This is a genomic window from Bacillus sp. SRI_025, assembly GCF_057592095.1.
Genome location: NZ_JBYEGB010000005.1, coordinates 162,848 through 177,845 on the forward strand (window position 1 = coordinate 162,848; position 14,998 = coordinate 177,845).

Genomic DNA, 14,998 nt, shown 5'->3' on the forward strand with positions numbered 1-14,998 from the left:
CTTGTCAAAAGTGCGGTTTTTTATTTGGCTGCAAACAGCCGGTCCATCTTAGAACGATCATAGTCTAATAGCCAGTGCTGTAATCCTTCATAGACTGGTCTTAAACGCTCTGGCTCTGCTGCAATGAGATCACAGCCTCGATCATCATATAAGTGAAAAATCATTTTTTTCGAGACATTCATTAGGTAAATTTCATAACCAAGCTTTCCCTTCAAGATTTGATTCGGCGTATAAAAGTCCTCCTGGCAGATCGCATGGAGAAGCGGACGCAATCGAATGTCTTGCAGCTGGCATTTGAGTGTAAATCTCTCTAATGTCAGTGAACCTTCTATTTCTGGACGTACATAAATCAAAAGCTCGTGACGCAACCGCTTCCTTACTTGCCGATGCACATATTTTTGATATACCAAGAGCTTACGCTTCGTTAATTCATGTTCATGTTCTGTATACACATCCGTTACAAGCAGCATTTCGTCTTCTGGATCAAAAGCATATTTTACAATCTCAAATGCACGATCTCCCGCTTTTTCTAATACAATCGATTCTTTTCCTAATGACCAATCTGCCACTTCAAAGCGAAGACTAAAAGGCCACCCATAAAAAAGAGGCGGGGTGAGGACAAGATCAGGAAAATGACTTTTTAAAAAGCTATTTGTTTGATCGCTCATGTCATGTCCTTCCATTGATTTTATTTCTTATTTTACCGTTGAAACATACAGGAAAACAATTGGAAATTAACTATCATTTCTTATATGATAGAAAGAGATGGAGGTGTGACCAATTGAAAAAATGGTTTTTACAGGTGTTCCTCACCGCATTGATCACTATGTGGATACAGACTGGACTTGATCAGGCGAACATCATTCATATCACCAATGTATGGGTCGATGCCAGCAGCTGGATCCTGATCTTCTTTGTCATCTACGCACTTTTTGAATGGACAGCTCACGTCTTAGCAAAACAGAAAACCGCTCATCGCTGAACATCTCTTTTCATAGAGATGTTTTTTCTTGAAACTCTTCTTGCACAAGTTCATGAATGACACCCATTCCTGCCTGGCTTCCAGCTGCTGCTGCGAGAACTAACTGAGCAGGACCGCCTAGATTATCACCACATGCAAAGACACCACTGACGGTTGTACGTCCAAGGATATCTGTTTCAATACCCGTATTTTTCGTCATTTGACAGCCAAGCTTTTCAGCAAATGGCGCTGACTGCTTGAATTCACTTGCGACAAAACCGCCTTCCCTTTTCACTGTCTCCCCATTTGCAAGCTGGAGAGAGCGCAGCTCACCATTGTCATGATCAATCGATACAATAGGCACATCAATGACTTGAATAGAATGCGCCGTCAGAAGTGACTTGTCCTCTTCAGCCAACACGTGCCCATTCGTAAACACGATTAAATCCTTTGTCCAATTGGATAGAAGCTTAGCCATATGCAAGGCTCGCTGATTCTCCGCAATAAGGGCAAGCGCTTTGTCCTTTAATTCCCATCCATCACAGAAAGGGCAGCTAAACAACGTTTTTCCATACACATCATGAATTCCTTCGATCTCTGGCAATATATCCTGAAGTCCAGTTGCCAAGATGATTTTTTTCGCTTCGAATGTATCCCCTTTGTGTGTCAGTAACGTAAAGAATTCCTCTCGCCTTTGTATATCATTAATTCTACTTCGTTTGATTTGGATATTAGGGTATTTTTGAAGATCTGCCTCTCCGGCTTGTCTAATCTCAAACGGTGTCATTCCATCGTTTGTAATAAATCCATGTGATTCCTGAGTCACTCGATTTCTCGGCAGCTCGTCATCAAATACAATGACCTGCTTTCTGCCCCTACCCACAACAAGTGCTGCATTTAATCCGGCTGGCCCGCCTCCGATAATGGCGCAATCTAATAACATATCAATCTCTCCTTTTTATTCAAGACTTTAAAGACTCTTAATATCTATAATTAGTTCAAAAAAATCACATCTTGAAAAATGGATTTTTTTCTGTCTGCTCAATTTGGTTCGCAATATCAATTAACCGTTTTTGACTTAACGTCTCCTGCATTTTCGTTTCCACATCCTGCATGACTTGTTCAATCAAACAGCCATCATGGGGCATGAAGGAGTCATGCTCTAAAGAGCAGCGAAATAAATTCGTTTGTCCTTCTACAGCCTGAATGACATCTAAAAACGAAATGTCTTCCTTGCGTTTGATAAGGGTGTATCCCCCCTTTGCACCAGGTGTTGATTCAATCAATCCCGCCTTCACAAGCTTTGTTAAAATTTTGGATAAATAGGTTGGTGAAAGATCTTGCATCTTAGCAAGTGGCTCAACGCCAATCGCTTTACCCTTTGGCGCAAGAGTTAAAAACACCATCGTATGCAGCGCATAGTTGGTCGCTTTAGAATATTTCATGAGGAAGCTCCTTTCTATCTATTATAGACCTTTTATATCTATAATTGATCATAGATGATTCAAGAGAAAAAAGCAAGTGCTCTGGATCTGCTCCTCTTTTCATTCCACATTTCACATTTCCTTCCGATAATAGAAGTAAGCACGGAATAAAGTTTTGATTGAAAACGAGAAGGAGTGAAGAATAATGTCAGATCAACAGCACAATGCAGCACACGAAGAAGAAGAGGAATTTAACGTATACGACATGCTTCCACCCGCAGGTACAATCATCGGAGAAGCAACAGAAGAAGAAATGGAAGCCGCAGCAGCACTAGAAGTGAGACATGTCGCGTTCATGCGCCTTCAAGATATGTACATTCAATTTGACGGCTCGTCTTACAAAGACTTATTAAAAGACTTCCAAGAATTCGAATTGGATTCCACAAAATTCTGGAGAGCCATCGCTAGACGTCTTCAAATTCCATACGAATGGCCAATCCGAATCGACCACGCAAACGGCCCTATTTATATTGGTGAAACTGAGGATAGCCGTGAGGTTGAGGAGAGTGCGGAGTAAGGAAATGGTGACCCCCTTTTGGTAAGGGGGTCTTTCAACTCACTATTCATTTAAACGTTATAGATGAGATATAAAAGAGTTTCAGTCAATTTCTTTGTGCTCAATTTTGCTAATAACTCTATCTAATATACTTTCATAAAGTTCAGTTTTTCTATTCATTAAATGCTTTTCTTTCAAAAAGTATAATGATATGATTACCCCACAAAAAAATATTGTCACACCATTCATATAGTAAATTACATACTCGTTGACTAAGGGGAAACGCTCACTTGTATATGTTTTATATGTATTCATTATGTCAGGATTAAATATTACTGTCGTTATTACCCCTAAAATAACTGCTATAAGCGAGTTATATAAAAAATCTAAGTCTTTTCTTCCTGAACTAACTCTGTGATATAGATTTAATGATTTGAGTTTTTCTAAAGCATTCTGATTATAATTCTCTTTAGCCCACTTCATAACAGAGACTTCAATGTCATCGATATTTTCCACTGCCTTACTAATTTCAGAATATTGGTGAGGATAATCCTTTTGTTTATCTACTTTAAAATACAAAGGATCTTTTCTAAATTTTAGAAAGCTAAAATAAGAGAACAGCCAATATGTACAAGCTATATCAATTATGTTACTTAGAAAAAAACCACTGTATTCAATTATCCATGACTGGTTAATTAAAACGCCTACCAGTGCTATTAAGAACAAATACATACATAGTTGAGCAAAGAATATAGATAATTTTTTTGAGGGAACCAAAATTTTTTTTAAGATTCTATACATAACTTTAACACTTTTTTTTAACACTAACACACTTATACCTCCCATTAATTATATCGACAGTAATTTTTTATACATAAGTATAATTTAAATTTCATATCACTTTAAGTTAAATAACATGATGTTTATTACTAGAATATTAATGAATTTAATTAATACTGTTTTAAGACATTAAGTTAAACAAGTTACAAAATAAAAATACTAAGAAGTTTAGTATAATCACGAATATGTGATGCAAAAGAAATAGCTCGCTAAACCAAATTGTTTTTGCTCACTATTCTTAGTAGTCCTGATTCAAGAAAAAAGAGAAGGGCTCCCCCTCCTCTTTTTCATAATGATTGCTCCTTATTTCTCGCTTCAAATTCATCCAGCATGGCACGCACTTCATCTGTTGATGATGTATTCATTAATTGATTTCTTAAGAAACTCGCTCCTCTGAATCCTTTTACATAAATCTTAAAGAAACGGTGCAGTGCCTTGAATGGACGCAAGCCTAATGATGAGTATTGATCATGGAGATCAAGATGTAATCTTAAAAGACCAAGCAGTTCATCACTTGTATGCTCCTTCGGCTCTTTTTCAAAGGCAAATGGGTTATGGAAAATCCCGCGCCCAATCATCACTCCGTCCACTCCATACTGTTCAGCGAGCTTTAAGCCTGTTTGACGATCAGGAATATCACCATTGATTGTCAAAAGAGTATCAGGGGCTACTTCATCACGAAGTTTTTTAATCTCAGGAATGAGCTCCCAATGCGCATCCACCTGGCTCATTTCCTTTCTTGTACGAAGATGGATTGATAAATTCACAATATCTTGCTCCAAAATGTGTCTAAGCCATCCGCGCCATTCGTCGACCTCAGTAAAACCAAGTCTTGTTTTCACGCTGACAGGTAATCCCCCAGCTTTTGCCGCTTGAATCAGCTCTGCGGCAACGTCTGGACGAAGAATCAAGCCACTGCCCTTCCCGTTTTGCGTGACATTTGGAACAGGACAGCCCATATTAATATCAAGCCCCTGAAATCCTAATTCCGCCATTCCAATACTCATTTGTCTAAAGTTCTCAGGCTTGTCTCCCCAAATATGAGCAACAATCGGCTGCTCATCCTCTGTAAACGTTAAACGCCCCTTCACACTTTGAATGCCATCAGGATGGCAATAGCTCTCACTATTCGTAAACTCTGTAAAAAACACATCAGGTCTCGCCGCCTCACTCACAACATGACGAAACACAACATCTGTCACTTCTTCCATTGGTGCTAATATAAAAAATGGCCGTGGTAAATCACGCCAGAAATTTTTACTCATCTTTCATCCAATTCCTCTCATGACATAGCGCCTAAAGGGCATGTCCTTCTATAAAGTCTTTCAGCAATTTTTATCATTATATACTTTAATATGAACCGGGCAAAATTGCAAAAAAGGTCATTTGGTAATGAATTGTGGGGGGAAAATATTGATTCCACTTCCAAATATCATTTTTTAGTGCCGATTGAACATACAAAAATAAAAACACCCCAATATCGATGTTTTTCACGAAATCGGGATGTCTCAATACATTACTAATTAATCACAAGACTTGCTACACATTCCACATGTGTCGTATGCATTTCACAGACAAATTCGAAGGAGACAGTATCTACTTACATACTAATGCAAATAAAGGCTATACGTTAAAATTGCATAGCAACCTTACTCTACAAATTAACGATGATTAATCTGTATCAATTATACGCCAAGCTGTTGAAGCCCCTTTTTTCCCAGGCACTTTCTCAATCAGACCATGATCTCTAAGTCTCACGAATACATTTTTCATAGTATTCTCAGATGCTATACCACATAACTTTCGCGCAGTTCTGTTGTTAATTTCTTCATTAGTTTTCAAGTAGTCAATAACTGTTTCTTCAGGAGAAGCAAGTGGTTCGTGAGGTAATGTGACAACGACCCTATTATTTTCAAGTTCAATTTTGGGAGCCTTTAATCGCATTTCCTGCATTTTTTGAAAGGCTGTGTTTAACCCCTCTCCTATATCCTTATTTGGTGGGTCTGGATACTTATTTAGTAATCTAACAATAGTAGGGTTTCTTGCAAAACGCTCTTCTAATATATTAGCCTGTGTAATGTAACCAGGTAGACGTCCAGGATTCTTTACTTCGATACGATTGTTAAAAATTAAAACGTGAATATCATCTGATAGATTATAATCCCTGTGAATTAAAGCATTAACTACAATCTCCTGGATTGCCTCAATAGGGTACTTAACCTTAGTTAATTTCCCTTCATTTAAAACATGAACCGCTTCGATTATTTCTTTTACACAATTGATAGTGTCGTTAATCTGTTGCATGAGAGTACCCTCAAAAGTATATTGTTTTTGGAGGTGTTCCCTTTTAGGCTCCAATTCATTTGTATCATAACGAGTTACTTTAACAGCACATTTCTTCGAAAGTATTGCTGAAGGGTTATCCGCGTATAAAAGAATTGCTGAAATAGTAGGATAAAACTCATTTTTTTGCTTTCTTATTAACCTTTGCTTTTTTAAATAACTCATCACATCCACTTGAGGGGAAAACACTTCTAAAAATCCTTTTAATTCCTCAGAATCTTCTAGCTCTTCAATATCATATCCTTCAACCAGTTGATCTTCGAATGAAATTAATCCCTTTGACAATTTTAAATTAGTGATTTGGTCACCTGTAATAGGAAGACTTTGGGCACCCTTTCTAACAAATACTTTGTTATCAGGCGTATAATGAACTTCAGCACTTTTGAAGACCGTTATCTTTAACACTAATCCATGACCAGTCTGTTCTCTTACTTCATAGAACTCAATATCTGTGTGAATAGCGGGTTCAATATCTAGAGTAATACTTTGAATGAGTTGATTCATTTGTTCCTGATTCTCAAAGCCATTCCACCGGTTAAATATCTCTTGTACCTGTTCTTTCTCATCCATAATACCTACATACACTTCTCCACCATCTGCATTAGCAAAAGAGGTTACCACTCTTTGAAGTTTTTTTCCGGTTATATCTTTACTTTTTAAGTCAAGAAAGTGGCTTTCATTTTCTTTGATAATATTTATAGCTTCTTGTTTACTAATTAATTTCTTTTCCAATTTATCCCCTCATTTTTCGACAATATTCGGAAAATTATATCATAAAAACACCACTTTAATCCATTATTGTTACTTAACCTTACATTTTCTCTCTCCCACACCCTAGTGCCGATTGCCTCGTTTGTCCTAAGGATTGAATTGTTGTTACTGACACCCATCAACCTAGGATATTAAAAATAGATGGCAGAAAATCATTTAAGTGATAATGTTTCTGCCATCAAAGAGCAACTGAAGAAGTTCTTAAATTTTAATGCTTTTACAACCGAATTGCTATTACGCTTTGTTGAAAAATTGATGTCTTTAATAATAAGAAAATTAAGATTCATTACAAATTTTCTCCAATTTAAAAGCCATAAACCTCACTTATTTTTTAAAATTAACTGTGCCACACATTCCACATGACTCGTATGCGGAAACATATCCACAGGCTGCACTTCCTCTGTCACATACCCACCATCTTCAAGAATACGCAAATCACGGGCAAGCGTCCCGGGATTACAGGAGACGTAAACAACACGGTTTGGTTTCATTTTTAAAATCGTGTCAAGCAGTGCTTCGTCGCAGCCTTTTCTTGGCGGATCGACGACGAGGGTGTCTGCTTTGATGCCTTCTTTGTACCAGTTTGGGATGACGGTTTCTGCTTCGCCGACTGCGAATTCAACATTATTGATTCCGTTTAAGGCAGCGTTGCGTTTTGCATCTTCAATTGCTTCTGGGACAATTTCAACGCCATATACTCTGCCTGCTTTTTGTGCGAGAAATAAGGAAATCGTACCGATTCCGCAGTAGGCATCGATAACAGTTTCTTCGCCTTTCAGCTCGGCATATTCAAGCGCTTTGTCATAAAGCACCTTTGTTTGGGCTGGGTTCACTTGATAAAACGAGCGGGCTGAAATGGCAAATTTGATGTCGCCAATCGTGTCATAAATGTATTCTTCGCCCCATAAAATGGTTGTTTCGTCTCCGAAAATGACATTTGTTTTCTTTGAATTCACGTTTTGTACAATTGACCGAACATGTGGGAAGCGTGCTATAATCTGCTCAATCACCTGCTGCTTTTGCGGAAAATCAGCCGTTCTAGTAACAAACACAACCATCATTTCACCTGTTGCAATACCGTAGCGAACCATCACATGACGCAGCCAGCCTTTGTGCCGCTCTTCGTTATACGCTTTGATGCCAAACGCATTGCATATGTCTTTTACGGCCTGTACCACTTCGTCGTTTTCTGACTGCTGAATCAAGCATTTTTCCATATCAATGATTTCGTGGGTACGCTGCTGATAAAATCCTGCAACAAGTCCGCCTTCGCGTTCGCCAACTGGCACTTGTGCTTTGTTTCGGTAATTCCAAGGGTCATCCATGCCGAGTACAGGATGAACTTTTACACGGCTCATATCAAGCTTGCCGATCCGCTCTAAAACGTCCTTTACTTGTTTCTGTTTAAATAGCAGCTGGCCTTCATAGCTCATATGCTGAATTTGACAGCCGCCGCACTGCTTGTAAATGGGACATGGCGCATCTTGCCTGTGCTGACTTTCCTTTGTCAGCTCCATGAGTCGTCCAAAAGCAAATCCTTTTTTGACTCGTGTGACTTTAATTTGCCCTTGTTCGTCAGGAAGGGCATTCGGTACAAAGACAGGGAATCCTTCAATTTTTGCTACACCTGCACCTTCATGCGTTAAGTCTTCGAAGGTTACATTGTAGTATTCATTCTTTTCAACAGGCGGTTTCATTTTCACCAATTTTATCACCTCATTTGCAAAGAAAAACTTGGCCGCCATAAGGAACCAAGTTCAGTCTTCACCCTATTTTTTCAGCTGTTTCTTTTGGCACAATAAATTCAATATGGCGATACAGGTTTTCAAATTCACCTGGCAGCATGCCGCCGTATTCACCATCTAAATTCAATTGCATTTTATCTTTTACATCTACCTTTACGCGATTCGCTTTTGCGTAGATGACATTGTTATCATGAATATGCTCGCCTCTGAGAGCAAGGCTGACCACTCGAATGGCTTCTGCTAAATTGACCTTCTTTAAAATAATTAGATCAAACATTCCATCATCTAAAATGGAATCTGGCGCTAGTTTTTCAAAGCCGCCAACTGAGTTTGTGAGTGAAACAAGGAACAGCATGATTTCTCCATGAAACAATTTGCCGTCATATTCAATTTCGACTTCTGTCGGGCGGATAGATGGAAGCATCTCCATACCTTTCAAATAATAAGCAAGCTGTCCAAGCATGGTCTTCAGCTTACTAGGCACCTCATAGGTGAGCTCTGTTAACCGGCCGCCGCCAGCAATATTAATAAAATAATGGCCATTGACTTTACCGATATCAAGCGGCTTCGCTACACCCTCAATAATGGCATCTGTCGCTTTCAAAACACCTTCTCGTGGAATTCCAAGTGCTCTTGCGAAATCATTTGTCGTTCCAACTGGAATAATTCCTAGTTTTGGTCTTTTTTCAAGCGGTGCTAGTCCGTTGACGACTTCATTGATCGTGCCGTCTCCACCTGCTGCTACAATTAAATCAAAATCTCTCTGTGCGGCCTTTTCTGCTGCTTGTGTGGCATCTCCTGCACATGTCGTCGCATGACAAGAAGTTTCATAGCCAGCTTGTTCAAATTTTTGCAAAACCTGCGGTAAATTCTTCTTGAAGAGTTCACGCCCAGATGTCGGATTGTATATAATTCGAGCACGTTTCATTCATCATCATCCTATATTCATTATGCAATCTATTTTCACCACTAACAACCTTTAATTATACTATGAGATTTGAAAATGGCAACAAAACAACTACCTAATATGTAAAATCTCCAAGCACATTTCCCTCAGTAAGAAAGCATTCTGATAAGATAAAAGAAAACGCTGTAAAGGATGATATGCGATGAAAAAGCCTGTCTATTTTAATCATGACGGCGGTGTTGATGACCTCGTCTCTTTATTTCTTCTCCTTCAAATGGAACATTTGAAAGTCATCGGAATGTCTGTGATTCCTGCTGATTGTTATTTAGAGCCTGCTCTCAGTGCATCTCAAAAAATCATTGATCGATTCAGCCCTTATGAAATTGAAGTCGCTGCTTCAACTTCTAGAGGCGTCAATCCATTTCCGAAGGAGTGGCGTATGCATGCTTTCTATGTAGATGCTCTGCCAATTTTAAATGAAAAAGGTACTGTTGATACAAAAGTGTCCAAGCTGCCAGCACACCTTCATCTGATTGAAACAGTTAAGAAGGCAAAAGAACCTGTCACCCTGCTCTTTACTGGTCCGCTCACAGATTTGGCCCGCGCTTTAGAAGAAGATCCTTCAATCTCTAACAAAATTGAGAAATTGGTGTGGATGGGCGGCACGTTCCTTGAAAAAGGCAATGTTGAAGAACCTGAGCATGACGGGACAGCAGAATGGAATGCATTTTGGGATCCTTATGCTGTGAGCACTGTCTTTCAGGAACCGTTTCCTATTGAAATGGTCGCACTTGAAAGTACAAATCAAGTCCCGCTTACACTTGATGTACGTCAGCGCTGGGCTTCTCTTCGTTCTCATATTGGAATAGATTTTATCGGTCAGTGCTACGCCTTTTGTCCGCCGCTCATTCATCATGAAACCAATTCGACGTATTACTTATGGGACGTGCTGACAACAATTACTCTTGCTTCTACATCATTTACCCGTTCAAAAGAAGTGAATGCGATCGTTTATACCGAGACGCCAAAGCAAGGACGGACAGAAGAACATCCAGATGGAAAATCAATTCAAGTGATTGACCATGTCGATCGCGATGCCTTTTTCCACGCATTTGAAGAACTTATGAGAAAAGCTGTTTGCCAGATTTCAAAATAAAAAAAGCCCCGCTAATGAGCGGGGCTTCCTCTTATTCTTCTTCTGCGTATTTATTCTTACGTTTAAACTTGCTTAACATTTCATACACGATTGGAACGATGACCAATGTGAGAAGTGTAGAACTTGTTAAACCGCCAATTACGGTAACACCAAGTCCTTTTGATACGATCTGGCTTCCGCCTTCAAATCCTAATGCGAGTGGCAGCAGTGCACCAATTGTCGCAAGTGCCGTCATTAAGATTGGACGTAATCTTGTTGCACCTGCTTCAAGTAATGCTTCTCTTGTTGAGAGACCTTCTTGTTCTTTATGAATCACGCGGTCAATCAAGACAATGGCATTTGTTACAACGATACCGATCAGCATGAGCAATCCAATCATGGCATTTAAGCTGATGGTTTCTTTTGCTATAAACAATCCAGCGAGAGCGCCAATAACCGTAAATGGAAGTGAGAAGAGAATTGCAAATGGTGCAAGACCTCCGCCAAATGTGATGACGAGAACGAGATACACAATGGCAATCGCTGCAAGCATTGCAAGGCCAAGCTGTGTAAAGGATTCTTGGATATCCGCACTTACACCGCCTGTGTCAATCGTTACGCCAGATTTTAGATCAAGCTTGTCGACTTTCTTCTGAACATCCTGCGTTACGCTTGAGACGTCGTCTGTTGTCATATCACCAGACACTTCTGCGTAGATTTTTCCATCACGTTTTGTCACCGTATTTGCTGTCGTCCCATCTTTTACTTTGACGACATCACCAATTCGGACTTCTTGCCCTGTTGGTGTGGTGATCTTTTTATTTTCTAAATCTTTTTTGCTCTTATATTCATCTTTTTCCGTTTGAAGCTTCACATCAAGTTCTTTGCCGTCCTCTGTGACTTTCGTCAGTGTTGTTTCACTATTTTGAGGTGCAATCGCTTGTGCGATTTGTGAAGCAGTTAGACCTAGTTTCGCCAGTTTTTCTTGATCTGCATTAAACGTATATTCGTCGTATTTCTCAGATAAGCTTGTGCTGACATTTTTCAGGTTTTTCTCATCTTTTAAGATGTTCTCAACATCTTTTACTGTGCCTTCAATATCGCTTGCTTTGTCACCGTACACATAGTACGTCACAGTATTGCTGGCGCCAGCAGATGAGAAGTCTTGTGATTTCCATTCCCCTTTAGACGTTTTGTCTTGCAGGGCTTTGACTACACGATCTTTTTCTTTATCAAAATTCGGTGTGTCCTCGTCATATTGTACGAAGAATAATGCACCGTTAGAGTTACCGCCAACACTTGCTGTCATGGCATTTGAAGAGCCAAGAGAATACTGAACTGTATTGACATGGTCACGTTTCATCAAATATTCTTCAGCTTTTTTCGTTTCATCAATTGCTTGCTCTCTCGTTTGTCCAGGTTCAGGTGTATATGTCACCATCGCCGTTTTCTCTGCTTCCTGTGGTAAGAAGCTGACACCGACAAGTGGTGCTAAGAATAAGCTTCCGACAAGCATAAGAATAGCAATTCCTGATGTGATCCATTTATGATTGAGTGTCCAATTAAGTACACGTCTATAACCGCCAGCAAGCTTGCTTGGTTTATGTTCTTTTACCTTTTTCGCTGTGCCGTACAGATTCTTTTTAAATAGAGTGTGCGCCATCATTGGAACAATTGTAATGGCGACAAGCAGTGAAGCAAGTAACGCAAACACAATGGTTAAAGCAAATGGGATGAATAGTTCACCAATCATTCCACCTACTAATGCTAACGGTAAGAATACCGCAATTGTCACAATCGTTGAAGACATGATTGGGATAAACATTTCTTTTGTGGCTTCTCTGACGAGTGCCTTGCCTTTTAACGGTTCATCCTTTAACGCCATTCGTCGATAGATATTTTCTATGACCACTATCGAGTCATCGACAACACGCCCGATGGCGACGGTCATGGCACCAAGTGTCATGATATTTAACGTGATATCCAGCTGATTTAATAGTAAAACAGCAATCAACAGAGATAACGGAATGGAGATGACCGAGATTAATGTTGATTTGATATCTCGCAGGAACAAGAGAATGATAATGATCGCAAAGATTGCTCCGATGATCGCCTTGTTCAGCATTGTGCTGACAGACTCTTTAATCGGCTCTGCTTGATCATATGTGGTGCTTACTTTGATTCCTTTGTTGTCTTTTTTGAATTTCTCAAGCTCTTTTGTCACTTCTTCTGCCACACTCACTGTGTTGGCATCAGAGCCTTTGACAATTTGCAGACCGATACTGTCTTTCCCATTCGTTCTAGAGATCGATTCTGCCTCTTTTACGACTTTAATATCTGCAATCTCAGACAGCTTGATCGTTGGCAGCTCTACAGATTGACTGCTTGCTGCACCTGTTTGCTGCTGTGCTGCTGCTTGCTGCTGACTTGCACTTCCCGCCTGCTGCTCGGCACCTTGCGCACCTGCGTTGCTAGATGGTGCTCCCGCTCCAGCGCTTCCCGCACCGCCGCTTGCACTTGGTGTAACAGGAATTCGCATGTTTTTCAAATCTTTGACGCTTAAAATATTGCCGTCCACGACAACTGATTTTTGTTTGTTGCCAAATGTGTATAGACCTAATGGTACATTCACATCAGAGCCTTTGATCATGTTTTGGACGGTTTCTTCATCTAAACCGTATTCTTTTAGTTTCTTTTCTTTAAACGAAAATTCTACTTCTTTGATTTGCTGTCCTGAAGCTTCAACAGAAGAGACGCCGTCTAACCCTTGAAGTGAAGGAACGAGGTCATTTTCTACTTTTTGTGTAAGGTCTTGTAATGATTCTTTATCACCTGAGACACTAAGGGCTAGGATTGGAATCGCATTAATACTAAAGCGTGCGATTTTAGGTTTTTCTGCATTTTCAGGGAAATCGATATTGCTAATCGCATCTTCAATTTCCTTTTTTGCTTCATCCATGTCTTTGCTGTAATCGTACTCGATTTGAATAGATGATGCATTTTCAAAAGAATTAGAAGTGACTACGCTGACCCCATTGAGGTTTTGAATTGACTTTTCAATTGGATCTGTCACCTTATCTGATACTTCGTCCGGCGTTGCGCCAGGGTACGTTGTAGAAACCGTAATGACTGGAGTGTTGATATTCGGGATTGATTCTTGTTTCATATTCAATCCGGCATATAGACCAGCAACTGTTACGATAATCGTCATGAGCCATACAGCGAACTTATTCTTTAATACAAAATTGATGATCGAATTCATTATATCCTCCATTTTCCTTTATGTATTGACTGACTGGTCATTCTATATCATAATAAACGGTGATATACAATGCCGTCAACCATTTCACTTGCGTTTGACGTAACATTCTAAAGCTGAAGGGGCCTTATTTCATGAACGAAAAAAAAGAAAAAATCATTAAAGCAAGCATCCAATTGTTTGCGAAAAAGGGTTTTTCTTCTACGACCATTCAGGAAATTGCAGATGAATGCGGAATATCAAAAGGCGCATTTTATTTACATTTCAAATCAAAAGAACAGCTTTTCAACCGAGCGTTTGAATATTATATCGACACTTCGATGCAAACAATCGAAACAATTCGAAAAGAGAATCAGCATCTCGAGCCGAGAGAGATCTTTCAGAAACAAATTGCTGAACAGTTTCAGCATTTTGCTGAGAACAAAGATTTTATCATTCTGATCCTCAGCGAGAACATTATTCCGGAAAACCAGCAAATTAAAAAGTATTCAAAAACTGTGAAAAAGCAAATGAATGATGAAATTCAAATTTCCATCTTGACCACTTATGGACAGGAGATCGAACCATATATAACTGACCTGTCAGTCATGATTCAAGGAATTATCCAATCGTATGTGCAGGTTCTGCTTTTACAGGATCAAATGCAATTATCATTTGATGAGCTCTCATCCTTTATACTCGAAAGGTTTGATGATTTGGTTCAAGGATTGCTTCGTTCTCAGACGAAGCCGATTTTGAAGCAAACCATTTGGGACGATGAAGCGCCGAGTGCTGCTTCCCTTCAAGAGGAGCTTCGTTTGTTAAAGCTTGAGCATCTGCTTTCTGATGATACCGTTGTATCCATTGAAGTGATTGAAGAAGAGCTGGCAAAAGCTGAACCTCGTAAGCCAGTCATCCAAGGAATGCTGACGAATTTAGAAAAGTGCGAGGACCCTGCTGTTCTAAGAGCAGTGGAACAGTTGAGGCTGTTTCTTCAGTAACATAACGTGCTGTTTTTTGATTTAGCTCACCTTTCCCCCATCGAATGTGCACTTTCGCTTATGCTTCATTATAAGAA

General features: G+C 39.6%; 13 protein-coding genes. 4 read left to right on the top strand and 9 right to left on the bottom strand.

Annotation, left to right across the window (positions count from 1 at the left end):
* Window positions 1-20 precede the first annotated feature (20 nt).
* The gene (locus tag AC20OE_RS15295) at window positions 21-668 is read right to left on the bottom strand and encodes a DUF3885 domain-containing protein (protein ID WP_487268958.1); all 648 of its coding nucleotides are present in this window, start codon (window positions 666-668) and stop codon (window positions 21-23) included.
* 113 nt (window positions 669-781) lie between these two features.
* Between AC20OE_RS15295 and AC20OE_RS15300 the strand changes: the two genes are divergently transcribed.
* Window positions 782-982 carry a hypothetical protein gene (locus AC20OE_RS15300; protein ID WP_064497696.1) on the top strand — a complete coding sequence of 67 codons (201 nt, stop codon included), beginning with the start codon at window positions 782-784 and terminating at the stop codon, window positions 980-982.
* Between the two features lie 10 nt (window positions 983-992).
* Here the strand turns inward: AC20OE_RS15300 and AC20OE_RS15305 are convergent, their stop codons facing one another.
* Window positions 993-1,904 (bottom strand): NAD(P)/FAD-dependent oxidoreductase, encoded by a 912-nt coding sequence (locus AC20OE_RS15305; RefSeq protein ID WP_487268959.1) that lies wholly within the window; start codon window positions 1,902-1,904, stop codon window positions 993-995.
* A gap of 64 nt (window positions 1,905-1,968) precedes the next feature.
* Window positions 1,969-2,406, bottom strand: a complete 438-nt coding sequence (locus AC20OE_RS15310) for an Rrf2 family transcriptional regulator (protein WP_107164025.1) — start codon at window positions 2,404-2,406, stop codon at window positions 1,969-1,971.
* A 184-nt stretch (window positions 2,407-2,590) separates the two neighbouring features.
* Between AC20OE_RS15310 and AC20OE_RS15315 the strand changes: the two genes are divergently transcribed.
* Complete coding sequence (locus AC20OE_RS15315) at window positions 2,591-2,962, top strand: hypothetical protein (RefSeq protein WP_039177014.1); 372 nt, start codon at window positions 2,591-2,593, stop codon at window positions 2,960-2,962.
* 81 nt (window positions 2,963-3,043) lie between these two features.
* Here AC20OE_RS15315 and AC20OE_RS15320 read toward each other — a convergent pair whose 3' ends face one another.
* From AC20OE_RS15320 to AC20OE_RS15340, 5 genes are all read right to left on the bottom strand, one after another.
* Entirely contained in the window at window positions 3,044-3,772 is a 729-nt protein-coding gene (locus AC20OE_RS15320) for a hypothetical protein (protein ID WP_487268960.1), read from the bottom strand.
* A 296-nt stretch (window positions 3,773-4,068) separates the two neighbouring features.
* The gene (locus AC20OE_RS15325) at window positions 4,069-5,046 is read right to left on the bottom strand and encodes a tRNA dihydrouridine synthase (protein WP_135009851.1); all 978 of its coding nucleotides are present in this window, start codon (window positions 5,044-5,046) and stop codon (window positions 4,069-4,071) included.
* A gap of 406 nt (window positions 5,047-5,452) precedes the next feature.
* Window positions 5,453-6,856 (bottom strand): RNA/DNA-binding domain-containing protein, encoded by a 1,404-nt coding sequence (locus tag AC20OE_RS15330; protein WP_487268961.1) that lies wholly within the window; start codon window positions 6,854-6,856, stop codon window positions 5,453-5,455.
* Between the two features lie 359 nt (window positions 6,857-7,215).
* Window positions 7,216-8,598, bottom strand: coding sequence for a 23S rRNA (uracil(1939)-C(5))-methyltransferase RlmD (gene rlmD, locus AC20OE_RS15335; RefSeq protein WP_487268962.1), 1,383 nt, complete (start codon window positions 8,596-8,598; stop codon window positions 7,216-7,218).
* Between the two features lie 61 nt (window positions 8,599-8,659).
* Entirely contained in the window at window positions 8,660-9,568 is a 909-nt protein-coding gene (locus AC20OE_RS15340) for a diacylglycerol kinase (protein ID WP_039177003.1), read from the bottom strand.
* Between the two features lie 181 nt (window positions 9,569-9,749).
* On the opposite strand from AC20OE_RS15340, the gene AC20OE_RS15345 reads away from it, so the two are divergent.
* Entirely contained in the window at window positions 9,750-10,703 is a 954-nt protein-coding gene (locus AC20OE_RS15345; RefSeq protein ID WP_061110519.1) for a nucleoside hydrolase, read from the top strand.
* A 31-nt stretch (window positions 10,704-10,734) separates the two neighbouring features.
* Here AC20OE_RS15345 and AC20OE_RS15350 read toward each other — a convergent pair whose 3' ends face one another.
* Window positions 10,735-13,944: an efflux RND transporter permease subunit gene (locus tag AC20OE_RS15350; RefSeq protein ID WP_366204516.1), complete on the bottom strand. Its 3,210-nt coding sequence runs from the start codon at window positions 13,942-13,944 to the stop codon at window positions 10,735-10,737.
* Window positions 13,945-14,075: 131 nt separating this feature from the next.
* Between AC20OE_RS15350 and AC20OE_RS15355 the strand changes: the two genes are divergently transcribed.
* Window positions 14,076-14,921 (top strand): TetR/AcrR family transcriptional regulator, encoded by an 846-nt coding sequence (locus AC20OE_RS15355; RefSeq protein ID WP_366204515.1) that lies wholly within the window; start codon window positions 14,076-14,078, stop codon window positions 14,919-14,921.
* Window positions 14,922-14,998 lie beyond the last annotated feature (77 nt).